This is a genomic window from Pseudomonas sp. 008 (assembly GCF_016861935.1).
Lineage (GTDB): Bacteria > Pseudomonadota > Gammaproteobacteria > Pseudomonadales > Pseudomonadaceae > Aquipseudomonas.
This window is the reverse complement of sequence record NZ_BOMA01000017.1, coordinates 40,275-66,440: the sequence shown is the minus strand read 5'-3', so window position 1 is coordinate 66,440 and position 26,166 is coordinate 40,275. Positions and strand designations below refer to the sequence as shown.

The window sequence follows — 26,166 nt, the reverse complement described above, 5'->3', positions numbered from 1 at the left end:
GCGGTCTGTCTCAGCGCTCGATCTTCAGCGTCACATACATTAATAATGGCAACATAAAGTCAACAATATGCCGAGCCCAGTCTTTGGCGTTCCATGTTTGTGATTTGTCCATGTTGAACCACTCGACACCCACGACTTGCAGGCAGACGTAATAAATAAACAAACCGATCAATAAGCCGATGATGGAGAATTTTTTAGCCTCGTGAAACTTTTTGGCTGAAGCGTGAATATTCCGAAAAAGCTGATATGTACCCATTAGGCAATAAACGGTATACGTCACTTCGAGGGTAATGATGAGCCAGTAGATACGGTGGTGAAGCAGGGGAGAGGTGATTGCCCGATAGCTGGTTTTTTCGTTGTTTTGAGTCGTGTCCATGCTTAGGACGTGAGCGACATATTCATAGTTTGTTGCGTAGTCAGTGAAGTTGCTATACATCACCAGCAGGCCAAAAAAACTGATATACGCCATCAATATTACTTTGCTGTATCTGATGATCTGGTCGGTTGTCAGGTGGTTCAATATGAGGGTTCTCCATAAGTAGGCTCCGTAAGCAGCTAAGTAGTGGAGAGTCTATAGCGTGTATCTGTTTTTCGGCGGCAGACTGAATTGCAAGTTGTGTATTGAAAGGGCAGGCGTTTAAAACACCTGCCCGTTTTGATCAGCCTTTCCACACTTGTGGGTTCACCAGATCCTGCGGTCGTTCACCCAACAAGGCACTGCGCAAGTTAGCCAGCGCACGGTTGGCCATCGCTTCGCGGGTTTCGTGTGTGGCCGAGCCGATATGCGGCAGGGTCACGGCGTTTTTCAGTTGGAACAGCGGTGATTCAGCCAGTGGTTCTTTCTCGTAAACGTCCAGCCCGGCGCCACGAATCCGGTTGTTTTGCAGCGCTTCGACCAGCGCCGGTTCGTCCACCACCGGGCCGCGGGCGATGTTCACCAGAATGGCGCTCGGTTTCATCAACGCCAGTTCACGGTGGCTGATCAGGTGCCTGGTTTTTTCGCTGAGCGGCACCACCAGGCAGACGAAATCGGCTTCGGCCAGCAGTTGATCCAGGCTACGGAACTGTGCGCCGAGTTCTTGTTCCAGTGCGGTCTTGCGACTGTTGCCGCTGTAGATGACCGGCATGTTGAAGCCCAGTCGACCACGACGGGCGATGGCCGCGCCAATGTTGCCCATGCCGACGATGCCTAAGGTTTTGCCATGCACATCGCTGCCGAACAACGGTGCGCCGACGGTGGCTTGCCATTGGCCAGCCTTGGTCCAGGCGTCCAGCTCGGCGATGCGGCGGGCGCTGCTCATCAGCAGGGCGAAGGCCAGATCAGCGGTGCTTTCGGTGAGTACGTCGGGGGTGTTGGTGAGCATGATCCCGCGTTCGTTGAAATAGGCGAGGTCGTAGTTGTCGTAGCCGACGGAGACGCTGGAGACCACTTCCAGTTTGCTGGCGTTTTCCAGTTGTGCGCGACCGAGTTTGCGGCCAACGCCGATCAGGCCGTGAGCGTGGGGTAGGGCTTCGTTGAACTGGGCGGCAATGTCGCCGTTTTTCGGGTTCGGCACAATCACATCGAAATCCTGTTGCAGGCGTTCGATCATGGGCGGGGTGATGCGGCTGAAGGCGAGGACGGTTTTTTTCATTGGAGAGGGGCTCGTCGGGCGTGGAGATTGCCAAGCAAGCTAACATTCTTCGCGGACATTATGCGAGGGTGTACGCCATCCAAAACTGTAGGCGCGACCTGTGGCGAGGGGGCTTGCCCCCGTTGGGCTGCGAAGCAGCCCCAAAATCTCTGGTGGTCCAAAGATATTGTGAGTGCTACGCACTCAAACGGGGGAAAGCCCCCTCGCCACGGCCTCGCTCCTACAACGGGTCAGCTGTGTGGCGCAGGCTTCGGTACGTCGACGTTATCCAGTACTCGGTTCACTGCCAGCTCGGCCAACATGATGACCTGCTGAATCGCCAGGATCGTATACCGCTGCGGGGCATCGACGTAGGCTGCGATGTCGCTGGTCATGACGCTGGCCGAGGCCAGGGATTCGCAGACATGGGCCAGCAGGCTTTCGTTGTCCATGTCCGGCGCAACCTGAAACATCCTGCTTGGCTTGCGGCCTTCTGGTTTTTTCGGAGTGGGCTTGAGGTAGTGGTCGAGCGCGCGTTCGGCGGCTTCGTTGAGTTTTTTGGAATCGAGAGATTCGTAGGGCGAAACGTCGTCGGTTTCCGGAGGGTTCGGTGTTTCTTTAATCATGCGGAAGTACTCATTGGCAGATGAAGTGGAACTGCCATCTTTCGTTTTCCAGACGAAAGGGTGGCAGCTGTGCGCGGACTGGAAAAACCGGAACACCCACCAAAACCCGGCAGACCCGAAGGTCTCCCGCGCACAGCCGCCATAACAAGGATTGCGTGCAGTAAAAAGCGCCGCAGTATGCCATGGGGTGTGGTCAGTGTTCGCCAGGTTTTCCAGACCTGATCGCTGATTTTGCAGCGACCCACAAAGCCTACCCACTTCGCTTCCGACGCAACAACAGCCAAAACTTGTCGGAAACCTCCCCAAAAATCACCGCGTCTGTAGGACCGTGAAATCAGTTCGCCACCCGAGCCCCACCCAAGCTCCCACTCAACTCATACGCCGCCAATTCCGCCTGATGCGCCGCCAGAATCTCCGGCAACGACCCGCGCAAATACTCGACCCACGTCTTGATCTTCGCGTCCAGATACTGCCGCGACGGGTAAATCGCATACAGGTTCAATTCCTGCGAGCGGTACTTTGGCATCACCCGTACCAGCGTACCGTTGCGCAGCCCTTCAATCGCCGCATACACCGGCAACACACCAACGCCCATGCCACTGGTGATCGCTGTCTTCATCGCGTCAGCGGAGTTCACCAAGAACGGTGAGCTGTTGATGGTGACCATTTCCTGGCCTTCCGGGCCGTCGAAGGCCCACTTTTCCAGGGGGATCACCGGGCTCACCAGGCGCAAGCACATGTGATTGAGCAAATCGCTGGGCTTCTGCGCGCAGCCGTTGGCTTTTACATAGGCGGGGGATGCGCAAACGATGCTGTAGGTGATGCCCAAACGCTGGGAGACGAAGCCCGAGTCGGGCAGTTCGCTGGCGAGCACGATGGACACGTCGTAGCCCTCGTCGAGCAAGTCCGGCACACGGTTGGCCATGGTCAGGTCGAAGGTCACGTCGGGGTGGGTCTTGCGGTAGCGAGCGATGGCGTCGATCACGAAGTGCTGACCGATGCCGGTCATGGTGTGCACCTTGAGCTGCCCGGCCGGGCGCGCGTGGGCGTCACTGGCCTCGGCTTCGGCTTCTTCGACATAGGCCAGGATCTGCTCGCAGCGCAACAGATAGCGCTTGCCCGCTTCGGTCAGGGCAATGCGCCGGGTGGTGCGGTTGAGCAGGCGGGTTTGCAGGTGGGCTTCCAGGTTGGAGACCGCGCGCGAGACATTGGCCGTGGTGGTGTCCAGTTGTACGGCGGCGGCGGTGAAGCTGCCGGCCTCGGCCACGTAACTGAAGGCGCGCATGTTTTGCAAAGTGTCCATGGGGTGCTCTCTTGGCGGATGGCAAATTGTGACACGAAGTTTCAGAGACTGAGACCCCGACCAAGGGATTATCTCGTTAACGGTAACAAAGATTCACAAGATTCCCGGCTTATCGCCAACAAGGCCCACCCCTAGAATTGCGCCGACTGTAGGAGCCGGCTTGCTGGCGATGGCATCACTGCGGTCTTCAGATAGACCGCGGCGTTCCCATCGCCAGCAAGCCGGCTCCTACAGGATCTCGTGACTCTCCCCCCTTTCAGGAATTTGCAGCAGTGCCGCGTCGCATCAACAGAGCGCTCAAGACGCTCAGTGTTTTGGCTTTAACCCTGGCAATCAGCGGCTGCATCGGAACCGGCGGTATTGCCCCACAAGGCAAGGCACTGGAGGCCAATTCATTGGCCACCGACGAAGCCATCCAGAGCGCCGCCCGGGACGCTCACTGGCCCACCGCCCAATGGTGGCAAGCCTACGGCGACCCGCAACTGAACCGCTGGATCTCCCTCGCCCTGCGAGATAGTCCGAACATGGCCATGGCCGCCGCGCGAGTGCGTCAGGCCCGGTCCATGGCGGGTATTGCCGAGTCCGCCGAGTCGCTGCAGATCAATGGCCAGTCGACCCTCAAACGCCACAACTGGCCCACCGATCAGTTCTACGGCCCCGGTGAGTTGGCCAACACCACCACTTGGGACAACAACGCCGCGCTGGGCTTCAGCTATGCCCTCGACCTCTGGGGGCGCGAAAGCAACGCCACCGAGCAAGCGGTGGACATGGCGCACATGAGCGCTGCCGAAGCACGGCAGGCCCAGCTCGAATTGCAGAACAACATCGTGCGTGCCTACATCGAACTCTCGTTGCATTACGCGCAACGGGACATCGTCGCGGCGACCTTGAAGCAGCAACAGCAAATCCTCGACCTGGCGCAAAAACGCCTGGACGGTGGCATCGGCACGCACTTCGAAGTCAGCCAGGCCGAAACGCCGCTACCGGAAACCCATCGCCAACTCGATGCGCTGGATGAAGAAATCGCCCTCAGCCGTAACCAGCTCGCGGCCTTGGCCGGTAAGGGGCCGGGGCAGGGCGCGCAGTTGCAACGGCCGACGCTGTCGTTGGGGACGGCGCTGAAGTTACCGTCGTCGCTGCCGGCGCAATTGCTCGGGCAACGCCCGGACGTGGTTGCCAGTCGTTGGCAAGTGGCGGCCCAGGCGCGGGGCATCGATGTCGCTCACGCAGGTTTCTACCCCAACGTCGATCTGGTCGGCAGCCTCGGTTACATGGCCACTGGCGGCGGTGTGCTGGAGTTCCTGACCGGCAAGAAGCTCAACTACAGCGTGGGGCCTGCGATTACATTGCCGATTTTCGATGGCGGCCGTTTGCGTTCCGAGTTGGGTGAAGCCTCGGCCGGTTATGACATCGCCGTGGCCAAATACAACCAGACGCTGGTCAATGCGCTGAAGAACATCTCCGACCAGTTGATCCGCCGCGAGTCGATGGACAAGCAGCAAACGTTCGCCGCCGAATCGGTGGCCACGGCGCAGAAGACCTACGACATCGCGATGATCGCCTATCAACGTGGGCTCACCGATTACCTCAACGTACTCAATGCGCAGACCTTGTTGTTCAAGCAACAGCAAGTGCAGCAGCAGGTTCAGGCTGCGCGGTTGAGTGCTCATGCGGAGTTGGTGACGGCGCTCGGCGGCGGACTCGATGCGGGCGACGACGTCCCGAGAGCCGAGAAAACCCAGCCCCCGAAAACCCCGAGCCTTTTGAAGTGAGCACGACGTTTCAGGCACACCCACAGTTCCTCAAGCCCTAGACCATTGAGCAAAATTTCATGACTCCCTTGCCCGCACCTTTGCGCTGGCTGTATTCCCTTGAATGGCGCCGGGGTTTCTTCGACTGGGCGCGCAGCGACGGCGTGACTTGGGTCTACATTTTCAAGGTGCTGTTCGCCGCATTCCTCACGCTGTGGCTGGCCATGCGTCTTGAATTGCCGCAACCGCGCACCGCGATGATCACCGTGTTCATCGTCATGCAACCGCAAAGCGGCCAGGTGTTCGCCAAGAGTTTCTATCGCTTCCTCGGCACGTTGGCCGGGTCGGCGGTGATGGTCGCGCTGATTGCCTTGTTCGCGCAGAACACCGAACTGTTCCTCGGCTCGCTGGCGATCTGGGTCGGCCTGTGCACGGCTGGCGCAGCGCGTTGTCGCAACTTCCGCGCCTATGGATTTGTGCTCGCCGGTTATACGGCGGCGATGGTTGGGCTGCCCGCTCTGGCTCACCCGGACGGCGCATTCATGGCTGCGGTCTGGCGAGTGCTGGAAATCTCCCTGGGGATTCTCTGCTCGACGCTGGTCAGCGCCGCGATCCTGCCGCAAACCGCCAGTGCGGCGATGCGCAATGCGTTGTATCAACGCTTCGGTGTGTTTGCGTTGTTCGTTACTGATGGCTTGCGCGGTCGCAGTCGGCGCGAAGCGTTTGAAGCAAGCAACGTTCGGTTCATCGCCGAAGCGGTGGGCCTGGAAGGATTGCGCAGTGTCACGGTGTTCGAAGACCCGCATATGCGTCGACGCAACGGGCGACTCAGTCGTTTGAACAGCGAGTTCATGGGCGTCACCACACGCTTCAATGCCCTGCATCAGTTGCTCGAGCGCCTGCGCGGCAGCGGCGCCGATCATGTTGTCGCGGCGATCAAACCAGGGTTGCAGGACCTGGCCGAAGTGCTCGACGGTTTCAGCGGTCGTGCGTTGACCAGCCCTGATGCCGCTCGCCTGGCCAGCGCCTTGGCGATCTACAAGGACAACTTGCCGGCGCGGGTGCGCAAGTTGCGGGCGAGCTTTCAGGAGAGCGATCCGAGCGACGCCGAGCAGTTGGATTTTCACACCGCCTACGAACTGCTTTATCGCTTCGTCGACGACTTGCACAGTTATGCACAGACCCACGCGTCCCTGGCCGATCACAGCCACGAACGGGAGCGTTGGGACGAACCCTTCACCCCGCAAACCAATTGGCTGGCCTCGGCCGCGTCGGGGATTCGCGCCGCGTTCATCCTTGTGGTGCTCGGCAGCTATTGGGTGGCCACCGCGTGGCCGAGCGGGGCGACCATGACCCTGATCGCCGCCGCCACCGTCGGCCTTTCAGCGGCGACACCGAACCCCAAGCGCATGGCGTTTCAGATGGCCTGCGGGACCTTGCTCGGGGCGCTGATCGGCTTCGTCGAGATGTTTTTTATCTTTCCCTGGATCGACGGTTTTCCATTGCTTTGCGTGATGCTCGCGCCGGTGATCGTGCTCGGCTCGTTCCTCACTTCTCGGCCGCAATACGCCGGTGTCGGCCTGGGGTTGCTGATCTTCTTCAGCACCGGTTCGGTGCCGGACAACCTTACGGTCTACAACCCTTACGCCTTCATCAACGACTACATCGCCATGGTGATGGGCATGCTGGTGTGCGCGGCGGCCGGGGCAATCATTCTGCCGCCCAACAGCCGCTGGTTGTGGCGGCGGCTGGAGCAGGACTTGCGCGGGCAAGTGGTGTACGCCATCAGCGGCAAACTCAAAGGGCTGGCGTCGAGTTTCGAAAGCCGCACGCGGGACTTGCTGCATCAGGCCTACGGCCTTGCAGTGGGGCAGCCGCAGGTGCAACGGGACTTGTTGCGCTGGATGTTGGTGGTGCTGGAAGTCGGCCACGCGATTATCGAACTGCGTAAGGAACAAGCGATTCTGCCGGTGCACCCGGCGTATGCCGAATCCCAGCCATGGCGCCAGTCCATACGGGTGATGGGGCGTTCGCTGGTGCGGCTGTTTCTGCAACCGGGCCAGAGCAATCTGGAGCGGGCGCTGGTCGCCGTCGACCACGCGATCGGCCGCGTGCAGGCCACCGACGAACCCTTCGCGCCACACTTCGATACCTCTGCCTTGCGCCGGGTGAAGAGCTACCTGCACTTCATCCGCACCTCGTTGCTCGACCCGCAATCGCCGCTGGCCTCATACACCATTGCCAAGCCCCAAGGACTTGAACATGCCTCGTGAAATCGCCTTCCACGGCGTGTACATGCCGACCATGACCCTGATGTTTTTCATTGCGGCGGCGCTGGCCTGGGCGCTTGACCGGTTCTTGTCCGGGTTCGATCTGTACCGTTTCTTCTGGCACCCGGCGCTGCTGCGCCTGAGCCTGTTTACCTGTCTGTTCGGCGCTTTGGCGCTGACTGTCTACCGTTGACTCTCTATCACTGAAGAAGGCCTTGATGAAAAAGCTTTTCAGCCTGCTCGCGACCCTGCTGGTGCTGGCCCTTGCCCTGTGGATCGGCCGGACCTTGTGGGTGCATTACATGAACACGCCCTGGACCCGTGACGGCCGGGTGCGCGCCGACATCATCAACGTCGCCGCCGACGTGACCGGTGAGGTGGTGGAGGTGCCGGTGCGCGATAACCAGTTGGTGAAAAAGGGCGACTTGCTGATGCGCATCGACCCCGAGCACTACCGTCTCGCGGTGAAACAGGCGCAGAGCCTGGTGGCCTCGCGCAAGGCCACGTGGGAGATGCGCAAGGTCAACGCCCATCGCCGCGCCGACCTCGACAACCTGGTGATCTCCCGGGAAAATCGCGACGACGCCACCAACATCGCCGACTCGGCCCTGGCCGATTACCAGAACGCACAAGCGCAACTGGAAGCCGCCGAACTGAACCTCCAACGCACCGAAGTGCGGGCGGCGGTGGACGGCTACGTCACCAACCTCAATGTCCATCGCGGTGACTATGCGCGCATCGGCGAAGCGAAAATGGCGGTGGTCGACATGAACTCGTTCTGGGTTTATGGCTTCTTCGAAGAAACCAAACTGCCGCATGTTCGCGTGGGCGATAAAGCCGACATGCAATTGATGAGTGGCGAAGTGCTCAAGGGCCACGTGGAAAGTATTTCTCGCGGCATCTACGACCGCGATAATCCGGAAAGCCGCGAGCTGATCGCTGATGTGAATCCGACTTTTAACTGGGTGCGTCTGGCGCAGCGGGTGCCAGTAAGGATTCATATTGATGAAGTGCCGGAGGGCGTGCTGTTGGCGGCGGGGATTACGTGTACGGTGGTGGTGACCCCCCCGGCTGGCGAATAACCTGTGGCGAGGGGGCTTGCCCCCGTTGGGCTGCGCAGCAGCCCCCAAAAATCTGCAAACCGGTACGGTCAGACACACCGCGGAATCAGCCTTGCGACGGCTGCGCCGCCGAACGGGGGCAAGCCCCCTCGCCACAAAAAGTGGCCGTGTCAGCCTTGGCAAAACGTCTCATGCAAATGCCGCCAAACCACCTTGCCATCGGCCTGTTTCTCAAACACCACCGAGGACCGCCGATCCGAATGCAGCCCCGTCGCATCGGTCTGTTGCTCGCGGTAACTGACCACTGCGCCACCGTCATACAGCGCAACACCTCGCAACTCGCTGAGCTCAATCCTGAACCCGAGCTTCTTCCCGCCCGCGAGCAGAAACAATTCATTCAACGCCTCGAAATCCAGTACCCGGCCCAACGGCGAGACCATGGAAAACTGCGGTGAAAAACGCGTCAGCAATTGCTCAAGCTCGGCCTCGTCCCGCTCCTCGGCCAACCATTGCTCGATGGCTACGTGGGCCTGGATCACTTCGTCAAAGTATTCGGTGTAGTCGGTCATGCTGTTTCCTGAAAGTCTGAAAGTTTTGTTCTGACGCCTTCGCGGTCTCAGAGCTGCCCGCGCAACCCGAACCGCTTCATCAACCCCGACTCCAGCAACCCTTTTGGCAATAACCCCGCCATCAACGGCAACGCCCGGCTGCCGTTACCCAAACGCACCAGACGCGGCGTTTTGCTCTGCTGTACTGCCTTCAGTAAACCAGCGGCAAATTCACTGGCCGGCGTTGGTTTATCTTGAGAGGCCTTGGCCCGTGCACGAATACCTTCACGCAGTGGAAACCACGGTGATTGTTCGGTGATCAGTTGCTCGGCTTCGTGGCCGGCATTCTTCGCGAAGCTGGAGGCGATGGCCCCAGGCTGAACTTCCATGACCCGCACGCCGAACGGCGCCAGTTCCATGCGCAACGCATCGCTCAAGGCATGCACGGCGGCTTTCGAGGCGCAGTAGGCACCGGCAAACGGCGTGACCAGAACCCCGGAAACGCTGCCGATGTTTATCACCAGCCCCCGGGCGCGACGCAGTACCGGGAACATCGCGCGAGTGACGCCGACAATCGCAAACACGTTGGTTTCGAACTGGCGCTGCATGGCCGGCACGCCGCCATCGAGTAGCGGCCCCATGGCACCATAACCGGCATTGTTGATCAGCACATCGAGGCCGCCGCGTTGCTGGTTGATCCGCTCGCTCAGCTGTTCGAGGGCCGGGCCATCGTTAACGTCCAGCTGCACGGCGGTGAAACCGGCGGCGGTGAGTGCTGCCACGTCTTCAGCCTTGCGGGCACTGGCCCAGACTTCGTAACCGGCATTTTTGAAGGTGTCGGCAAGTGCGCGGCCAATGCCGCTGGAGCAACCGGTAATCAACGCAACAGGCATGGCGCGGTCCTTGTGCAAAAGAAAAAGTGGGATCAGTCGGAGAAACTACCCTGCAACCGTTCAGCGCGAAATTCCAGGGTTTGCGGGCGGTAGCCGGGGCGCAAGGGCGGTAGCGGCAAGCAGTCTTCCCAACTGCCGCCGGCCTGCAATTCACCGGGGCCGCGATAACGTGGCGCAGCGTATTGATTGTCGGCCAGGTTCACCGTATCGCCCGGCGCATACGCCGCGATGCGCCAGCGCAACTCGGTCAGTGGCACGTCGTTGCCGTTTTTCATTGTCAACTTCAACGGCCGGTCTGCGGGACAGTGCTCGGGTGCGTAAGTGATGCGCAGCTCAAGGCGTGCCAGTTGCTTGATTTCGCGGTTGTCCATCCAGAACACCCACGTTGCCACCAGGCCCAATCCGACAGCGGCCGCCACGGAAACCGGCACGGCCTTGGCCGGGTAGCGCAGCAACAGGATCAGCCAGGTAATGACCAGCAAGACGCCGATGAACATGTTTTAACGCTCCTTGAACTCATGACCACCATCCTACCGAAGGGCCGCGGGAATGGACATTCGCGGTTCAAGGGGCATCTACCGCTGGTCGCTACTGTAATTTCTGACAGTAGCCAGGCAGTAAGCGCCACGATTAGATGGCCATTGGCAAAAAAAGGACATCCAGGGCATGCCGGCCTCGACGATGGGAATGCACTACAACACACCCAAAGTGTTTGTCTTCGATCCGCGAGGATTGCCCGTCTGTTCGGTTGATTATTGGCGTGAGGTTGAAGGCATCGCCGCTCAGGCGCGATTCAATCGCACGCTCCACGATGCCGCGGGTTTCCCGATAAAACAGTGGGACCCTCGGCTGTGGGCGTTGCACAAGGACGACCCTGCAGTCCCTGCCAATCTTACGACAGTGCATTCGCTGCTTGGCCATCCCGTTTGCACGAACAGTGTCGATGCCGGCTCGACAGTCAGTCTGTTAGGCCTGGCCGATCAGGTGCTGTTCAGCTGGGACAGTCGCGGGATACGACGCGAGGTTGAATACGACGACCTGCTTCGGCCCGTGGCGGTGTTCGAACACCTGGCCACCGAACCACGACGTTGTGCTGAACGCATGGAGTATGTTCGTGCCGAACCGGAGGCCCAGGATCATAACCAATGCGGGGAATTGATTCGCCAGGATAGCCCGGGCGGGACCGTGCTGTTTGAGTCGTTCGCGATCACTGGCCAGTGCACAAGGCAGGCTCAACACTTCACTTTAGCGGCCGTTGCCCCGGATTGGCCCGAGCCGATTGCCGAGCGTGAGGCGTTACTGGAACCAGATGAGGGCGCAATCTCGACGTGGCGTTACGGGCCGCACGGTGATGTGCTGGAGATGGTCGATGCCCGGCAGAACACCCAGAGGTTTGACTTCACCCGTGATGGTCGGTTGCGCCAGAGCGAACTCAAACTGGCCGGCAAGCTCACGTGGCAAGCGCTGGTCCGCGAGATCGAGTACAACGCCGACGGACAAGTCACGCGAGAAGTGGCGGGCAACGACGTACAAACAACACTTACGTACTGCGCCGAGAGTGGTCACTTGATGACGCGGCGGGCGCACAGCGAGCGTACCGGCGAGTTGCAACATCTGCTCTATGACTATGACCGCATGGGTAATGTGCTGAGTATCGAAGACAAGGCGCTGGCGGTGCGTTATTTCAACAATCAACGCGTCGAACCCGTTTGTCGATACAGCTATGACAGTTTTTATCAATTGATCGCGGCAATTGGCTGGGAGGCGGGCGCCCCCAATCAAGGGCCGGCATCCGTCGGCCGTAACGATCCTGCTGCGCTCGGTAACTACCACCAAACCTTCAGCCATGACGAAAGCGGCAATTTGCTGAAGCTGGCACATGTGGGTGCCCAAAGTCCTGGGCGCGAACTTAAGGCTGCCCGGTACAGCAATCGTTGCTTGCCATACCGCAACGGGGTGCCGCCGACCGAAAATGAAATCGCCGCGGCATTCGATGCCAAGGGCAATTTGCTGGAGCTGGATCAGGGGCGGCTGTTGACGTGGGACCTGCGCAATCAATTGCAGTCGGTCAGCCCGGTGGAACGTAAATCCGGACGTAATGACTGTGAATGTTATTTCTACGATAGCGGCGGCCAGCGAGTGCGCAAGATTCGTTCATTGCAGACCAATGCCCGAACCGTGAAAGCCGAAGTGCGTTACCTGCCGGATCTGGAACTGCGCACCGATAACGGCACCGCAGAGGTGCTGCACGTCATCACCGTGCAGGCCGGACTCAATACGGTTCGGGTGTTGCACTGGGAAAGCGACCCACCGTCCGGGGTCAACGATCAATACCGGTACAACCTGGTCGATCACCTGAAGTCCTGCACCCTGGAACTGGGCGACGACGCACGCATCATCAGTCAGGAAGTCTTCTATCCCTTCGGCGAAACTGCATGGTTTACCGGTTCGGACGTGGTTGGCGTCGGCAATAAAACCATTCGCTATTCGGGTAAGGAGCGCGATGCGACGAGGCTCTATTACTACGGTTTTCGGTACTACGTGCCGTGGTTGTTCCGTTGGCTGAATCCTGACCCCGCGGGGAATGTGGATGGACTGAATCTGTATTGGATGACCCGAAACAACCCGGTCAGCTTGATTGATGACAGTGGAGCCATTTCGAAAAAGCCCTTGAGTAACGGCTTACGGGCACCGGTAATCGCCACGGGTAATGAGCGCGAAGTGCCGGGTGCCAAACCCGTTGATGCGGGAAAACCTATCCACATGGTGCCATTCACGGGGCAGTCAGCGGATATCCTCAAAGCATTGTCGATTCCTGAATTTAGCCATGTGGGGGTTAACACCGACTTGCTGATGTCAACGAAAGTCGCTTATTCACCGCAAGTCAGCTCGCAACTGGCGAATAAAGAAGGCGCCAGTTTTATATTTTCAATGCAGCGGATGACGTATTCCGGCGCGGCGAAGGGTGAGTTCAATGCCCTCAAGGTTGTCGATATCGCTGCTGGTGAAATTCCTGAACAATCCAGCGCAGTCTCCGGCTATTGGGCTGCGCAGGGAGGGTATGTAGACATACCTGTCCATCCCAAAGGCACGGACCCCGAGTTTGTTTTTACACCGGGTTTCAGTGGTTGTTCGCTGACGGTCGATCAGCTCAATGACAATGTTTTGCGGGTGAGGCACGTAGAGGGTGCAAAAGAAGATGCGCAATACAACAAGTTACCTTCCGCTGAGCACGGAATGGGGCTCAGCGCATCGATGGAATTTACCGATTATGGGTTTGATGTTGATGAAAACAACAGTGTGATCACAGAGACAACCGGGTTCGCTTTCATGAGGTACGACCGAAAAACAAAGGCGTGGAACATTCATTATCAAACTCTTCAAGGTGCAGCGACCATCGGAAAGTATGCCCCGACCCGGCGAGGTTTTTTTGGCGCAACGAAGTCCTCTGTGAATGTGTTCGAGCGTACCAAGGTCAGAAACACCATGAGCAAAAAGGTTGTCACCGCCAGGCAGTAAATCGGCGGGACAAAAAAGGCACACCCAATCCGCTGCGGGAATGGACAGTCGTGGTTCAAGGGTGTGTACCGCTGGTCGCTACTGTAATTTCTGACAGTAGCCAGGCAGTCAGCGCCACGATTAGATGGCCATTGGCAAAAAAAGGATATCCAGGGTATGCCGGCCACGACGATGGGAATGCACTACAACACACCCAAAGTGTTTGTCTTCGATCCGCGAGGATTGCCCGTCTGTTCGGTTGATTATTGGCGTGAGGTTGAAGGCATCGCCGCTCAGGCGCGATTCAATCGCACGCTCCACGATGCAGCGGGTTTTCCGATAAGGCAGTGGGATCCGCGCCTGTGGGCGTTGCACGAAGACGACCCCGCAGTCCCCGCCAACATCACCACAGTGCATTCGCTGCTTGGCCATCCCGTTTGCACGAACAGTGTCGATGCCGGCTCGACAGTCAGTCTGTTTGGCCTGGCCGATCAGGTGCTGTTCAGCTGGGACAGCCGCGGCATACGACGCGAGGTTGAATACGACGACCTGATTCGGCCCGTGGCGGTGTTCGAACACCTGGCCACCGAACCACGACGTTGTGCTGAACGCATGGAGTATGGTCGTGCCGAACCGGAGGCCCAGGATCATAACCAATGCGGGGAATTGATTCGCCAGGATAGCCCGGGCGGGACCGTGCTGTTTGAGTCGTTCGCGATCACTGGCCAGTGCACAAGGCAGGCTCAACACTTCACCTTGGAGGCCGTTGCACCGGATTGGCCCGAGCCGATTGCCGAGCGTGAGGCGTTACTGGAACCAGATGAGGGCGCAATCTCGACGTGGCGTTACGGGCCGCACGGTGATGTGCTGGAAATGGTCGATGCCCGGCAGAACACCCAGAGGTTTGACTTCACCCGTGATGGCCGGTTGCGCCAGAGCGAACTCAAACTGGCCGGCAAGCTCACGTGGCAAACACTGGTCCGCGAGATCGAGTACAACGCCGACGGACAAGTCACGCGAGAAGTGGCGGGCAACGACGTACAAACAACACTTACGTACTGCGCCGAGAGTGGTCACTTGATGACGCGGCGGGCGCACAGCGAGCGTACCGGCGAGTTGCAACATCTGCTCTATGACTATGACCGCATGGGTAATGTGCTGAGTATCGAAGACAAGGCGTTGCCAGTGCGTTATTTCAACAATCAACGCGTCGAACCCGTTAGTCGATTCTGGTATGACAGTTTTTATCAATTGATCGCGGCGATTGGCTGGGAGGCGGGCGCCGCCAATCAAGGGCCGGCATCCGTCGGCCGTAACGATCCCGCGGCGCTCAGTACCTACCGCCAGACCTACAGCCATGACGAAAGCGGCAATTTGCTGAAGCTGACACATGTGGGTGCCCAAAGTCCTGGGCGCGAACTTAAGGCTGCCCGGTACAGCAATCGTTGCTTGCCATATCGCAACGGGGTGCCGCCGACCGAAAATGAAATCGCCGCGGCATTCGATGCCAAGGGCAACTTGCTGGAGCTGGATCAGGGGCGGTTGTTGACGTGGGACCTGCGCAATCAATTGCAGTCGGTCAGCCCGGTGGAACGTGACTCCAGACGCAATGACTGTGAATGTTATTTCTACGATACCGGCGGCCAGCGAGTGCGCAAGATTCGTTCATTGCAGACCAATGCCCGAACCGTGAAAGCCGAAGTGCGTTACCTGCCGGATCTGGAACTGCGCACCGATAACGGCACCGCAGAGGTGCTGCACGTCATCACCGTGCAGGCCGGACTCAATACGGTTCGGGTGTTGCACTGGGTAAGCGACCCACCGTCCGGGGTCAACGATCAATACCGGTACAACCTGGTCGATCACCTGAAGTCCTGCACCCTGGAACTGGGCGACGACGCACGGATCATCAGTCAGGAAGTCTTCTATCCCTTCGGCGAAACTGCATGGTTTACCGGTTCGGACGTCGACTATAAAACCATTCGCTATTCGGGTAAGGAGCGGGACGCGACGGGGCTTTATTACTATGGGGATCGCTACTACATCCCGTGGTTACAGCGATGGACCAGCCCGGATCCGGCAGGGTGGGAGGCGGATGGCCTCAATCTTTTCCGAATGGTGCGCAATAGCCCGCTGGTTTTTTTTGACGAGCAGGGGAGGGACTCGATATCCGAGTCGGCAGAACGCACTGCGATCGAGATTTTTGAATCGTACAAGGCCAATTACAGCGATACGGACAGAGTGGCTCCCTACACAATGATGAACGAAATAACCGAGGGCAAACTGAACTTCAAAACAACACAGGCGACACCCGCAGTGCTTGAAAAGACCAAAAACCTGCGGTTTACCTTGCGCCACTATTCGTCCAATCCAATGAGTCCGGGGGATGCACCGTCCCATATGGCTATCAAGTCAAATTTTTCCCTGGTCAACAGTAATGTGATGACGTTGGGCGGAAAAGGTGGCAATACAAGTGAGAAGGATTGGACCAAGGCTGGAAACATGGGGTTTACGTTCTTCCTGTTGGCTATAAACGGAGAGGTTAACGAGCGCAGGTTTCTCGAAAAAAAGACACATTTTGCCGAATACGATATTGAGGATGACACGGCGCTGGAGGCTGCCTTTGGCGAAGATTTCGATAACGTAGAGTTTTTTGCTTCGCCCGATGTACTTGACCCAAAACACTCTTCGGATCTAGGGGCGGTGCCCATGGTTAAAGGCCGATTGAAAGAGTTGAAGGCACTTTTGTTGGGTAATTCGGGAATCAAACCGGTGCAGGCGGGAATAATGAACTCACGAACAATGCTGGATACTATCGACGAAAAGTTCCACAGATCGCTTGAAATCAAAGTACCAGGTTCAGTAAAGGTCAATACTTGGCATAAAAAACCACTTCCCAAGGCTGCATAACCGTGGATAAAAAAAGCCCCCGACCAACCCGCTGCGGATGGGGATTCGCAGCGGACTGGACGGGGGCTTTTAATTTACCTGGCGTTTACTGCGCGATGGTTTTCACCGACACGCCGCGTTCGACCGGGGTCGAGCGACCGTAGATATCTTCAAAGCGCTCGATATCGTCTTCACCCAGATAGCTGCCCGATTGCACTTCGATGATCTCGAGTGGAATCTTGCCCGGGTTGCGCAGACGGTGAACCGAGGCGATCGGGATGTAGGTCGACTGGTTTTCAGTGAGCAGGAACACGTTTTCGTCGCAGGTCACTTCAGCAGTACCGCTGACCACGATCCAGTGTTCGGCGCGGTGATGGTGCATCTGCAGCGACAGGCAGGCCCCCGGCTTGACTGAAATGCGCTTGACCTGGAAGCGGCCGCCCATGTCCACCGAGTCGTAGGAGCCCCACGGGCGATAGACTTCGCAGTGGTTCTGGGTTTCGCTGCGACCCTGCTCGTTGAGGGTGTTGACCATCTGTTTGACGCCTTGGACCTTGTCCTTGTGGACGATCATCATGGCGTCCTTGGTTTCGACCACCACGATGTTTTCCAGGCCGATCACCGACACCAGTTTGCCGTTGCCATGGATCATGCAGTTTTTGCTGTCCTGGATGACCACATCGCCTTTGGTGACGTTGCCGTTGGCGTCTTTTTCATTGACTTCCCACAGCGACGACCAGCAACCGACATCGCTCCAGCCCGCGGTCAGAGGCACAACGCAGGCGCGCTGGGTCTTCTCCATCACCGAATAGTCGATGGAATTGTCCGGGCAGCAGGCGAAGGTGGCAGGGTCGATATCGACGGTGTCAGGATCCTGCGCGCTACGTTCCAGTGTCAGTACGCAGGTGTCGTAGATGTCCGGATCATGTTTTTTCAGCTCTTCGAGGAAGCGGCTGGCGCGGAACAGGAACATGCCGCTGTTCCAGAAGTAACCGCCAGACTGGACGAACTCGGTGGCGCGCTTCACGTCGGGTTTTTCGACGAAATGCGAGACACGGCTGACGCCTTCCGGCAGCAAAGCATCGTTGGTGGATTTGATGTAGCCGTAACCGGTTTCCGGTTTGGTCGCCGGCACGCCGAACAGCACCATCTCGCCACGCTCGGCTGCCACGGTGGCCAGGGCCAGGGCGCGTTGCAGGGCTTTCTGGTCTTCCAGGACGTGGTCGGCCGGCAGCACCAGCATCAACTCGTCGCGACCTTCATTGACCAGCATCATCGCGGTCAGGGCCACTGCTGGCGAGGTGTTGCGGCCGAAGGGTTCCATCAGCACGCGCTGCACGTCCAGGTTGCGGGCGCTCAGTTGCTCGTTGACGATGAAACGGTGTTCCTTGTTGCAGACCACGATCGGGGTGTCCATGCCTTCGAACACCAGGCGTTCGAGGGTTTGCTGGAACAGCGTGTGTTCGCCGGTCAGGGCGAGGAATTGCTTGGGGAACTGCTTACGGGAAAGCGGCCAAAGACGTGAGCCACTACCACCTGACAAGATCACCGGAATCATGTTGTTACTCCTTTAAAATCGATTGGTTAGAGCCACGAACGTTCTGTCGTTTCACTCTTGTTTTTGTTCCGTAATCAGATCGGCTCACCGATTCTGTAGCAGCTGCCGAGCCTGCGAGGCTGCGTTCGGCGACGTAGTCGTCGTGAATCCCGTCAATGCGGTCATTCAGAAAGACCGAGTTGCTTGGATTGCGACTGCTTCGCAGTCGGACGCAGGCTTCGCCAGCTGCTACAGGGTGATCACCGTCCTGATGAATTAATCAGCGCGTCGACACCGGGCGCTTGACCCAGACTGGCGACAGGCTGCTGCCGTTGCCGGTGACGTACAGCACCGCCGCTTCACCGCGCTCCAGGGCAACCGGCTTCACGTCGCCGACTTTCTTGTCGCCTTCGTACAGCGCCAGGCTGACTTTCACCGGGTTGATTTCACGCTCGCCACGGCCCTTCGCAGCCACGTTCGGCACCACATCGGTCTTGCCGTCGGCGGTTTTCAGGGTCAGGGCCTTGTCGCTCAGGTTCTGAACGCGTACCAGGGATTTCTGCTTGTTCTTGAACGGCGGTTCTTCGATCAGTTGCGGTGCGCCGCTGGCGTTGTTGACCAGGGTGTAATAGTGATCGCCGGCCAGTTTCACCGGCAGGGTCTGGCTACCGACCTTGGCGCTGTAGTCGCCGCCCGGCATGAAGCTGAAGTCAGTGCTGGACAGCGGCGCGACTTCATTCAGGTTGGTGGTGCCGACTGTAGCACTGACTTCAGCGTTACCGGCGTTGTAGACCCGCACGAAGGTGGAGCCTTTCGGTGCGGTCGGGCCGTAGAGGGCGGCGTCGCCACCGGCAAAAGCCTGCATCGAGAGCACGCTCATGCCGGCAACGAGAGCGAAGGTCTTGGCGAGACGGCGAGGAGTAGTAGTGAAAGTCATGGGTGTACCTCTCTTTCAGTTTTGCGCCCGGTCGGGCGTCTCGGATTTGGTGTTTACAGCTACGTTTTGTTGGCGCGCGCCGGCTTGTTTAAGCTCTGCGACCCACTGCGGGTCGGCGTCACCGATTTCGTTGTTCACAGGCAGATATCGTTCAGGGAATTCCCAGATCAGCACTTGTGGCGGGCTGTTCTTGAAGGCATCGCTTTTCAGGTAGCTGAGCATCGGCAGAATCGGGCCATGGCCGTCTTCGGCGTAATTGACCACGTCGCTGTGCAGCGCTTCTTTCAGCGCACCGACGAAGTTCCAGTTAGGGTTGGCGCTGTAGCTGGTGCCGATCAGGGCCACCGGCACTTCCGTGTTGGCGAACAACGCGTCATCACCGGCCGGTTGATCCTGGGCCGCCACGGTGTTGCGCTTCTGCAAAGGTTCTGGCGCCGGCATCAGGTTTTCGAACAGCGGGTCCAGCGGCAGGAACAACCGCAGGTCACCCTTGTGCGTCACCTTCTCGGCAGGTTCGGTGACGAAGTTTTGCGGTTCGCCACTGAGCGGAGCCTTGTCGGCAATGGTTTTGGCCAGGGTCTGGGCAGCGACTTGTGCACCTTCCGGGGTCCAGTGGGTGTCGGTGCGCAGGAACACTTGCTGACCGTCGTGCTTGGCTTGTTGCAGCGGGCCGAGCAGGTCAGGGGCGAGGATCTTGTCGGCCGCCACACGAGCGTGGAAGTCCTTGTACAGATTGGTGTGGATACTCGCCGGCTTCACTTCACCCAGGTGTTCCGGGTACAGACGCGTCTTGGCCGGAACAATCGCCATCACCAGTTGCACGCCTCGCTTTTTCAGTTCCTGGCGCACGCCCTCTACCAGCGCGTAGTTGCCTTGCAGGTTCAATTCTTCGTTGACGATCGGGTGGAACTCTTCATCGCTGTAGAGCCACTGATCGCGACCGAGCACCACGCCCGGACGACCTTCGTTGAACAGTTTGAAATCCAGCGCGGCCCAAAGGTTGGTGCCCAGGCGCTTGATTGGGAACTCGTCGTCGTAGTGCGTCTCGACGGCTTTGGTCCAGCGTCCGTTGAGCACGGTGGCATCGGCGTTGGTACTGAAGCCGAAGAAGCTGCGTACCGACCACACGCCCAGGACCAGCAAGGTCACCAGGAACAGGGCGATGTAGAAGATGCGTAATGAGCGGGTCATGGTCAGATCCCTCAGAACTGGAAGTAAAGGAACGGCGAGAAGCTTTGCGCCGAGAGTTTGAGAATCGAGGCGATGAACAGCAGCAGTACCAGGGCGCGCATCACGTAACGGGACCAATCGGCGGTCCAGTAGGCCGGTTGCACAGTCGCTTCAACGCCGACGGTGTAACCCGGTTGGTGGATGCTGGCCGGGTTGTCGCCCGGTACGGCTTTGATCATTCCAGGCGTCGCCGCGGCCGGGCCGTCGGTTTCGATGTTCACTGCAGGCTTGGTCTTGACTGGCGGCTGGTTGGTGTAGAAATCACGCAGGCCGAAGAACGCCAGGGTCACGTAAGCCACCACCAGGGTTGCCACTTGCAGACCGGTGAGGCTGGCCTGGTTGAGTTCCGACAGCGACCATTCGCCGAAGCTGAACATTGCGCCGTACATGCGACCGGCGACGTGCAGGTTCTCTGCGCGGAAGATCACCCAGCCCATCACCACCAGCAGGAAGGTCAGGACCCAGCGGATCGGGTTGAAGCTGCGCGGCGAGGTGTTCAGGCCGATGGCTTTTTCGATTGCCAGCCACATGCCGTGCCAGGCGCCCCAGACGATGTAGGTGATGTTCGCGCCGTGCCACAGACCACCGAGCAGCATGGTCAGGAACAGGTTGCGATAGGTCATCAGCGTGCCTTTACGGTTACCGCCGAGGGTGATGTACAGGTAGTCACGCAGCCAGGTGGAGAGGCTGATGTGCCAGCGCCGCCAGAACTCGGTGATCGACTGGCTGACGTACGGCTGTTTGAAGTTTTCCATGAAGCGGAAACCCATCATCAAGCCCAGGCCAATCGCCATGTCGCTGTAGCCGGAGAAGTCGAAGTACAGCTGCGCGGTGTAGGCCAGGGCGCCGAGCCAGGCATCGCCCGTGGTCGGGTTCTGCAAGGCGAAGCAATGGTCGGCGACCACCGCCAGGGTGTCGGCGATGAACACCTTCTTGATGAAACCCTGCATGAACCGCGTGGCACCTTCGGAGAACTTGTCGAGGGTGTGGGTACGGTTGTTGAACTGGTCGGCCAGGTCGCGGAAACGCAGCACCGGGCCCGCGATCAAGTGCGGGAAGATCGCTACGAATGCGGCAAAGTCGATCAGGTTGCGGGTGGCCGGGGTATCGCCGCGGTAAACGTCGATGATGTAGCTGATGGACTCGAAGATGTAGAACGAGATCCCGATCGGCAACAGTACGTGGGTCAGGATGAACGGCGACAGACCGACCGAGGTCATCATCGCGTTGATGCTCTCCACGCCGAAGTTGGCGTACTTGAAGTAGCCCAGGATGCACAAGTCCACCGCGACGCCGAGCAGCAGCCAGCGTTGGGCCGGTTTGGTCCGGACACCGGCGGCGCCAACTTTCAGGCCGATCCAGTAGTTCCACAGCGTGACGGCTGCGAACAGCGCAAGGAAGTCCACACGCCACCAGGCGTAGAACACGTAGCTGGCGATCAGCAGCAGCAAGTTGCGATAGCGTTGCCCGCTCAAGTAGTACAAGCCGAGAAAGATCGGCAAGAACAGAAACAGGAACACGTTGGATGAAAATACCATCCCGATCTCTCCATGTTTAACCAACAGTCAAGGGCCAACGGCCCCCCCAAACCCCCCACGAAAATCCGGGGATGTATTACTCAATTCATGCCTGACACTGACCCTGTGGCGAGGGGGCTTGCCCCCGTTCGGCTGCGAAGCAGTCGTAAAACCGGTAAACGCGTTATGCCTGAGTCACCGCGCTGTCAGGTTTTGGGGGCGCTACGCACCCCAACGGGGGCAAGCCCCCTCGCCACAATGGATAGCGCTGAGCTTTAAGAGCCCTTGTTGCCTTTTTCATTGGCCGGGTCATAGACCTTGGTCAAGTCCCCGCCGAGGCGGAAAGACTTGAACGGCTGCATCTTGTGCTTGAGTTCCAGCACATTCGGCGCGCAGGTGTAGAGCGAGCAGAACGGTTCGAGCCAGGCGAATTTCGAGTCGATCTTGAGATCGGTCATGTCCTGATCCTTGCCGTTCTTCTTCTCGAATTGATCCGGGTCTTGCACACCCGCGAGTACGCGATCACCCAGGCGTTTCAAGGCGCCGTTGTTTTCCTGACGCAAATCCACACCGTTGGCCTGGGCGAAACTGGCGATCATCGCCAGCGGCGGCAGGGCATAGTTGTGGTAGGCGAGGGCGCGTTGCTGGCGCTTGAGTTCGTTAGGCAGGAAGCCTTGGGCGTCGATTTGATTAGCGCCGACCTTGAACTCCTTCACGGCCCAGTCGAACAGGTCGCGGCGGTTGGTGGCAACCGACGTGGCCATCACCGACCAGGCGGCCCAATACGAGTGGTTGTTGGTCTGTTCGAGCGGCAGGTTGTCCCAATCGCTGACCACCTGGTCGGCCATTTTGCTGAACCAGGCTTCAATCACCTGCGCCTCTTCCTGGTGGGTGGCCAGTGGGTGCGAGTCAGAGAATTTCAGGCGGATATAGGACGACGCCATGCTGCCCAGCGCCCATTTGCGCATGGACTTGCCAGTGTGGTTGAAGTCCCTGGACATCAACGCGTCGGCCTTGGCCCAGGCGGTCAACCAGTCGAGGGTGCATTCCAGTTGTTCGGGGCGACCGTCACGCATGAACTGCATCACTCGCTTGCTGGTGCCACGCTCGATCTTGGTGATGTCGGCGGTGGTGTCGCGGAAGGCTTTTTCCGATGCCTCGTTCAGGGTCGAACGGGACTTGTCGGAGCCTTCGTATTTGCTGCGAAACTGCAGGGCGCCGGTGTAGGGCGTCGGCATTGCATCGCAGCCTTCGCTCTTGTCGCCGGTCTTGAATTTATCCACAGGCGCGAAGTAACCCTGGGGCGGGTGCAGTGGCGCGGCGGCCTGGGTGGCGCCAGCGAACATCGCCAGAGCCAGCAGGGAAGGCGCGAGTAACTGTTTCAAAGTTCGGGTTTGCATGCAGTTCATAAGAGGTAGCCTCATTGCCCGGCTTGAGCAGTACGCTGCCCGGTGCCGGAGAACACGTTGCGTTTGCAGATTTTCGCTTCGACTTTCTGCGGCGCGGCGCCTGGTGTTTCAGGCCCCTGGACTTCAACGGCCAGCAGATTCTGCGAGGCCCAGTCTTCGTCCGTGCGCAACTCGAAAGCGAAACGCCCGTCGGTTTCGGAGGTTTCCGGCTTCTCGATCTTGATGTCCTCATGACGCCCATTCATGTACCAGAGGGTGGCATGCAGGGTTTTCACCGACGTATCGGCGAAGCGGATATCGACCTGGTGGTCACTGTTGCGCAGGTCCAGGTTCTTGCTGTTGACCATCAGTTCGTTTTTGCCCGGCTTCAGTGCGGCGCTGCCGCTCATCTGTGCATCCTTGCCTTCGCAACCGTTATCCAGCAGCGCCATCATCTGGCGGTAGATGGTTTCCTGGTCGAGGCGATAAAGCGGCGAGAACTCCCAGATGAGAATCTTCGGTGGCTTGGTCTGGAACTCTTCGCTGCCCAGGTACTGCAGCATCGAACCTTCCAGGCCACCGCCGGGGAATGCCACGTTGAGGATGTCGGCGCCGATGGCCTCTTCGAGGAAACCGGCGAAGTTGTAGTTCTTGCCACTGTGGCTGGTGCCGACCAGGGTGATTTCCGGGTTGCCGGATTCACCGAACAGATCGCCATCCGCCGCTTCACCCTTGGGCTCGGTGGTGAACTGATCCATGTACTGGATCGCGTAGCTGGTGCCACAGAGTTGACCCGCCATGTTGTGCAACGTTCCGGTCTTGCCCATGCGACCCGACTTATGGGTCTCGAATTCACGCTTGGGAATGTCGGCGAAGACCGGCAACTGCTTGACCTTCTCGGCGACGATCTTCGCGGTGCGCTGGGCGCCATACGGGGTCCAGTGCTGGTCGCCGCGGAAATAGAAATCGTGGGCGGGCAGGGTGTCGGGCAGCGATTCGTTGGTCAGCGGTGACAGGTCAGGGACCACGTAGCCCATCTGCGCAAAACGCCCGAGCATGGTTTTGTAGTTGGTCAGTGCCTTGTCGAAATCGTATTTGGCTTTTTCTTCCGGGTTCAGCTTGTTGCGGTTCACCAGGCCACGGGTCGGCTGGTAAACGATGACCAGTTCCACGCCTTTGCTCTTGAACGCATCGTGCAGCTGCTTCATGCGTTTGTAGCCGGCGGGCGTGGTGTCGAATTCGGTGCGCAAGTCTTCTTGTGTACGGAACAGCCAATCGCCCTGGGCCTGCACCAGTGTGGTGAAGTTCTGCTGATAGCGGGTGGTGTAGTTCTTCGGGTCGTGGGCTGCCGGGCACAGGCTGCAGCACGGCTCGGCGCTGAAGCTCGGTGCCTTGGCGTCTTCGGCACGCACGCCAGTGCTGGCCGCGAGAATGCCCGCAGTCAGGGCCGACAGGCTGAGTAATTTGATCAAGTGTGGGTGCATAAAATTATCCTCAGTCCCGCATTTCGGTCTGGCGTTCGACAGGGTCGATCAGCACGGCTTTCTGCTGGCGCACCAGCAGGTCGAGAATTTCATCCTGACGCTCGCCGAGAATTCCCGAGAAGCTGATGCCGCTGGTTTTGGTCGGTGCGAGCATCGACACGCGATACAACTCCACGCTCAGCGGCGAGTCGATCGACAGCGGTCCGCTGCCGTTGGCAGCCAGTTCACCACCGACCACGATCAGCGACACTTCGGCATCGAACGGGTCGAGCTTGATGTCCCGGTCGGTGTCGCTCAGGTCTTTGATGTGCCCGTAGACACCGGTCAGGCCGTTGGCCATCGAGACGTTTTCGTACAGGCGAATGTTCACGCTGTTACGAATACGGATGCCGTGGCGTCGGTTGCTGATCACCTGGTTGCCCCACAGCAGGTTGTCGGCACTCTCGTAGAGGGTGATGCCGTCGGTGTGGTTCTTGTAGATCTCGTTGTAGGCGATCAGGTTGTTCACACTGTTACGGTCGATCACCAGGCCCGAGAGGTGGTTGTCGTAGCTGCGGTTGTTGAAGATGAAGCTGTCGTTGACCTCACGGGAAATAATGATCCCGTGCTTCTTCTTCGTACCGTACACCGTGTTGTCGGCGATGATCAGACCGTGGGAACGGTCATGGGGGTCGATGCCGTAGACGATGTTGTCTTTGTAGGTATTGCCCTTGACCACGAAGTCGCGGGTTTCGTAGCAGTAGAAGCCGTACCACATGTCCGAGAACTCGGAGCCGACGATCCAGCCGGTCGGTTCAGGGCGCTTGAGCACCTTGGCCATGTTCGGCGTGTACTGGGAAATACTCACGCCGTAGGACTTACTGTTGGCGTAACCGAAGCTGGCAATCTTGCTGTTGGCGATGTAGGTCTCGGTGCCGCCCCAGGACAACAGGAACGGACGGAATTCCTTGGGCGACGAGAAGGCCGCCGGGCCGTTGGCCTTCTCGCTCCAGCCGGTGATCTTGGTATCACGCACAAACAGCTGACCGTCGTTGACCAGGAACGAGCCGGCCTCCTGGGACAGGCGCAATTCCTGGGTCTGTTTGTCGATTTCCAGAATGCCGTGTCTGCCCACCACGATCGGCAACTTCGCCAGGAACACACCTGGCGATGTTTCGCTGAGGTACTGCTTGGGCAGCTGCTTGGTCAGATCCTTGAGGTTCATGTAGCCGTCGTCGACGAAGATCGCCTGCGGGATGCCGTGCTGACGCACCACCCACTCGGCCATCTTGTTGTCGCCGCCGATGAAGTCCTTCAAGGCGTCTTCCTGCATCATCCGGCGCACGCTGATCTTACCGGGCTTGGTGCGCACGATTTTCGCGGCAATGGCTTCGGCGGTGTAGCCTGAAGTGTCCGGCAGTTTCGGCTTGGCCAAGTCCAGGGGCGCGGTTGGCGCGCTGCTGACGGTGTAGGTCTTGGCCTGTTGCAGCCCCTTGGCTATGGTCGTCGATTTGCCCTGTTGCACAGACTTGGCCGGTTCGACGGTGGCGAAGGCGGCTGCGCTGGCCAGCAGCAGCGCGCCGGCCAGCAGGCTGATCGAGCCTTTCTTGGCGCTGTTCATGTCGGGCACTCCCTTCGCGGT

General features: G+C 58.9%; 20 protein-coding genes. 6 read left to right on the top strand and 14 right to left on the bottom strand.

Features of this window, described 5'->3' with window-relative positions:
• Positions 1-10: 10 nt before the first annotated feature.
• The 4 genes from JUI81_RS27725 to JUI81_RS27710 form a co-directional block, all read right to left on the bottom strand.
• Complete coding sequence (locus JUI81_RS27725) at positions 11-520, bottom strand: DUF2165 family protein (RefSeq protein WP_028940318.1); 510 nt, start codon at positions 518-520, stop codon at positions 11-13.
• A 139-nt stretch (positions 521-659) separates the two neighbouring features.
• Complete coding sequence (locus JUI81_RS27720; protein ID WP_204125445.1) at positions 660-1,634, bottom strand: D-glycerate dehydrogenase; 975 nt, start codon at positions 1,632-1,634, stop codon at positions 660-662.
• A 230-nt stretch (positions 1,635-1,864) separates the two neighbouring features.
• On the bottom strand, positions 1,865-2,239 hold the full coding sequence (locus JUI81_RS27715; RefSeq protein WP_019581125.1) for a DUF6124 family protein: 375 nt from the start codon (positions 2,237-2,239) through the stop codon (positions 1,865-1,867).
• A 334-nt stretch (positions 2,240-2,573) separates the two neighbouring features.
• Entirely contained in the window at positions 2,574-3,542 is a 969-nt protein-coding gene (locus JUI81_RS27710) for a LysR family transcriptional regulator (RefSeq protein WP_019581124.1), read from the bottom strand.
• A gap of 272 nt (positions 3,543-3,814) precedes the next feature.
• On the opposite strand from JUI81_RS27710, the gene JUI81_RS27705 reads away from it, so the two are divergent.
• Genes JUI81_RS27705 through JUI81_RS27690 form a run of 4 tightly spaced genes read left to right on the top strand, consistent with a single transcriptional unit; the run spans position 3,815 to position 8,645 of the window.
• Positions 3,815-5,314: an efflux transporter outer membrane subunit gene (locus JUI81_RS27705; RefSeq protein WP_204125444.1), complete on the top strand. Its 1,500-nt coding sequence runs from the start codon at positions 3,815-3,817 to the stop codon at positions 5,312-5,314.
• A 59-nt stretch (positions 5,315-5,373) separates the two neighbouring features.
• Complete coding sequence (locus JUI81_RS27700) at positions 5,374-7,566, top strand: FUSC family protein (RefSeq protein ID WP_204125443.1); 2,193 nt, start codon at positions 5,374-5,376, stop codon at positions 7,564-7,566.
• Positions 7,556-7,756, top strand: coding sequence for a DUF1656 domain-containing protein (locus JUI81_RS27695; protein ID WP_007896379.1), 201 nt, complete (start codon positions 7,556-7,558; stop codon positions 7,754-7,756). The genes JUI81_RS27700 and JUI81_RS27695 overlap by 11 nt, the downstream gene beginning before the upstream one ends.
• A 25-nt stretch (positions 7,757-7,781) precedes the next feature.
• A complete protein-coding gene (locus JUI81_RS27690) occupies positions 7,782-8,645 on the top strand; it encodes an HlyD family secretion protein (RefSeq protein ID WP_028940321.1) in 864 nt (287 codons plus the stop codon).
• A gap of 149 nt (positions 8,646-8,794) precedes the next feature.
• Here JUI81_RS27690 and JUI81_RS27685 read toward each other — a convergent pair whose 3' ends face one another.
• From JUI81_RS27685 to JUI81_RS27675, 3 genes are read right to left on the bottom strand one after another with little or no spacing between them, the layout of a single operon-like run.
• Positions 8,795-9,193, bottom strand: coding sequence for a DUF4440 domain-containing protein (locus JUI81_RS27685; RefSeq protein WP_028940322.1), 399 nt, complete (start codon positions 9,191-9,193; stop codon positions 8,795-8,797).
• Between the two features lie 47 nt (positions 9,194-9,240).
• Positions 9,241-10,065 carry an SDR family oxidoreductase gene (locus JUI81_RS27680; protein ID WP_019581119.1) on the bottom strand — a complete coding sequence of 275 codons (825 nt, stop codon included), beginning with the start codon at positions 10,063-10,065 and terminating at the stop codon, positions 9,241-9,243.
• A 32-nt stretch (positions 10,066-10,097) separates the two neighbouring features.
• On the bottom strand, positions 10,098-10,562 hold the full coding sequence (locus tag JUI81_RS27675) for a hypothetical protein (protein WP_019581118.1): 465 nt from the start codon (positions 10,560-10,562) through the stop codon (positions 10,098-10,100).
• A 169-nt stretch (positions 10,563-10,731) separates the two neighbouring features.
• Here JUI81_RS27675 and JUI81_RS27670 point away from each other — a divergent pair, with 169 nt between their 5' ends.
• Positions 10,732-13,584, top strand: coding sequence for an RHS repeat domain-containing protein (locus tag JUI81_RS27670; protein ID WP_239077738.1), 2,853 nt, complete (start codon positions 10,732-10,734; stop codon positions 13,582-13,584).
• A gap of 156 nt (positions 13,585-13,740) precedes the next feature.
• Complete coding sequence (locus tag JUI81_RS27665; RefSeq protein WP_239077737.1) at positions 13,741-16,473, top strand: RHS repeat domain-containing protein; 2,733 nt, start codon at positions 13,741-13,743, stop codon at positions 16,471-16,473.
• A gap of 85 nt (positions 16,474-16,558) precedes the next feature.
• Here JUI81_RS27665 and JUI81_RS27660 read toward each other — a convergent pair whose 3' ends face one another.
• The 7 genes from JUI81_RS27660 to algG form a co-directional block, all read right to left on the bottom strand.
• Entirely contained in the window at positions 16,559-18,010 is a 1,452-nt protein-coding gene (locus JUI81_RS27660) for a mannose-1-phosphate guanylyltransferase/mannose-6-phosphate isomerase (protein ID WP_204125442.1), read from the bottom strand.
• A 259-nt stretch (positions 18,011-18,269) separates the two neighbouring features.
• A complete protein-coding gene (locus JUI81_RS27655; protein ID WP_019581115.1) occupies positions 18,270-18,926 on the bottom strand; it encodes an alginate O-acetyltransferase AlgF in 657 nt (218 codons plus the stop codon).
• Positions 18,927-18,941: 15 nt separating this feature from the next.
• On the bottom strand, positions 18,942-20,117 hold the full coding sequence (locus JUI81_RS27650; protein ID WP_019581114.1) for an alginate O-acetyltransferase: 1,176 nt from the start codon (positions 20,115-20,117) through the stop codon (positions 18,942-18,944).
• Positions 20,118-20,128: 11 nt separating this feature from the next.
• A complete protein-coding gene (locus JUI81_RS27645; protein ID WP_096479572.1) occupies positions 20,129-21,694 on the bottom strand; it encodes an MBOAT family protein in 1,566 nt (521 codons plus the stop codon).
• A gap of 254 nt (positions 21,695-21,948) precedes the next feature.
• Positions 21,949-23,082: a mannuronate-specific alginate lyase gene (locus JUI81_RS27640; RefSeq protein WP_172901169.1), complete on the bottom strand. Its 1,134-nt coding sequence runs from the start codon at positions 23,080-23,082 to the stop codon at positions 21,949-21,951.
• A gap of 11 nt (positions 23,083-23,093) precedes the next feature.
• Positions 23,094-24,545, bottom strand: coding sequence for an alginate O-acetyltransferase (locus JUI81_RS27635; RefSeq protein ID WP_204125441.1), 1,452 nt, complete (start codon positions 24,543-24,545; stop codon positions 23,094-23,096).
• 10 nt (positions 24,546-24,555) lie between these two features.
• A complete protein-coding gene (gene algG / locus JUI81_RS27630) occupies positions 24,556-26,145 on the bottom strand; it encodes a mannuronan 5-epimerase AlgG (protein ID WP_019647720.1) in 1,590 nt (529 codons plus the stop codon).
• Between the last annotated feature and the right edge of the window lie 21 nt (positions 26,146-26,166).

Coding starts and splice junctions, on each gene's coding strand:
- JUI81_RS27720 (WP_204125445.1), bottom strand. CDS start 1,634: ATGAAAAAAACCGTCCTCGCCTTCAGCCGCATCACCCCGCCCATGATC.
- JUI81_RS27715 (WP_019581125.1), bottom strand. CDS start 2,239: ATGATTAAAGAAACACCGAACCCTCCGGAAACCGACGACGTTTCGCCC.
- JUI81_RS27710 (WP_019581124.1), bottom strand. CDS start 3,542: ATGGACACTTTGCAAAACATGCGCGCCTTCAGTTACGTGGCCGAGGCC.
- JUI81_RS27700 (WP_204125443.1), top strand. CDS start 5,374: ATGACTCCCTTGCCCGCACCTTTGCGCTGGCTGTATTCCCTTGAATGG.
- JUI81_RS27695 (WP_007896379.1), top strand. CDS start 7,556: ATGCCTCGTGAAATCGCCTTCCACGGCGTGTACATGCCGACCATGACC.
- JUI81_RS27690 (WP_028940321.1), top strand. CDS start 7,782: ATGAAAAAGCTTTTCAGCCTGCTCGCGACCCTGCTGGTGCTGGCCCTT.
- JUI81_RS27685 (WP_028940322.1), bottom strand. CDS start 9,193: ATGACCGACTACACCGAATACTTTGACGAAGTGATCCAGGCCCACGTA.
- JUI81_RS27680 (WP_019581119.1), bottom strand. CDS start 10,065: ATGCCTGTTGCGTTGATTACCGGTTGCTCCAGCGGCATTGGCCGCGCA.
- JUI81_RS27675 (WP_019581118.1), bottom strand. CDS start 10,562: ATGTTCATCGGCGTCTTGCTGGTCATTACCTGGCTGATCCTGTTGCTG.
- JUI81_RS27670 (WP_239077738.1), top strand. CDS start 10,732: ATGCCGGCCTCGACGATGGGAATGCACTACAACACACCCAAAGTGTTT.
- JUI81_RS27665 (WP_239077737.1), top strand. CDS start 13,741: ATGCCGGCCACGACGATGGGAATGCACTACAACACACCCAAAGTGTTT.
- JUI81_RS27660 (WP_204125442.1), bottom strand. CDS start 18,010: ATGATTCCGGTGATCTTGTCAGGTGGTAGTGGCTCACGTCTTTGGCCG.
- JUI81_RS27655 (WP_019581115.1), bottom strand. CDS start 18,926: ATGACTTTCACTACTACTCCTCGCCGTCTCGCCAAGACCTTCGCTCTC.
- JUI81_RS27650 (WP_019581114.1), bottom strand. CDS start 20,117: ATGACCCGCTCATTACGCATCTTCTACATCGCCCTGTTCCTGGTGACC.
- JUI81_RS27645 (WP_096479572.1), bottom strand. CDS start 21,694: ATGGTATTTTCATCCAACGTGTTCCTGTTTCTGTTCTTGCCGATCTTT.
- JUI81_RS27640 (WP_172901169.1), bottom strand. CDS start 23,082: ATGAACTGCATGCAAACCCGAACTTTGAAACAGTTACTCGCGCCTTCC.
- JUI81_RS27635 (WP_204125441.1), bottom strand. CDS start 24,545: ATGCACCCACACTTGATCAAATTACTCAGCCTGTCGGCCCTGACTGCG.
- algG (WP_019647720.1), bottom strand. CDS start 26,145: ATGAACAGCGCCAAGAAAGGCTCGATCAGCCTGCTGGCCGGCGCGCTG.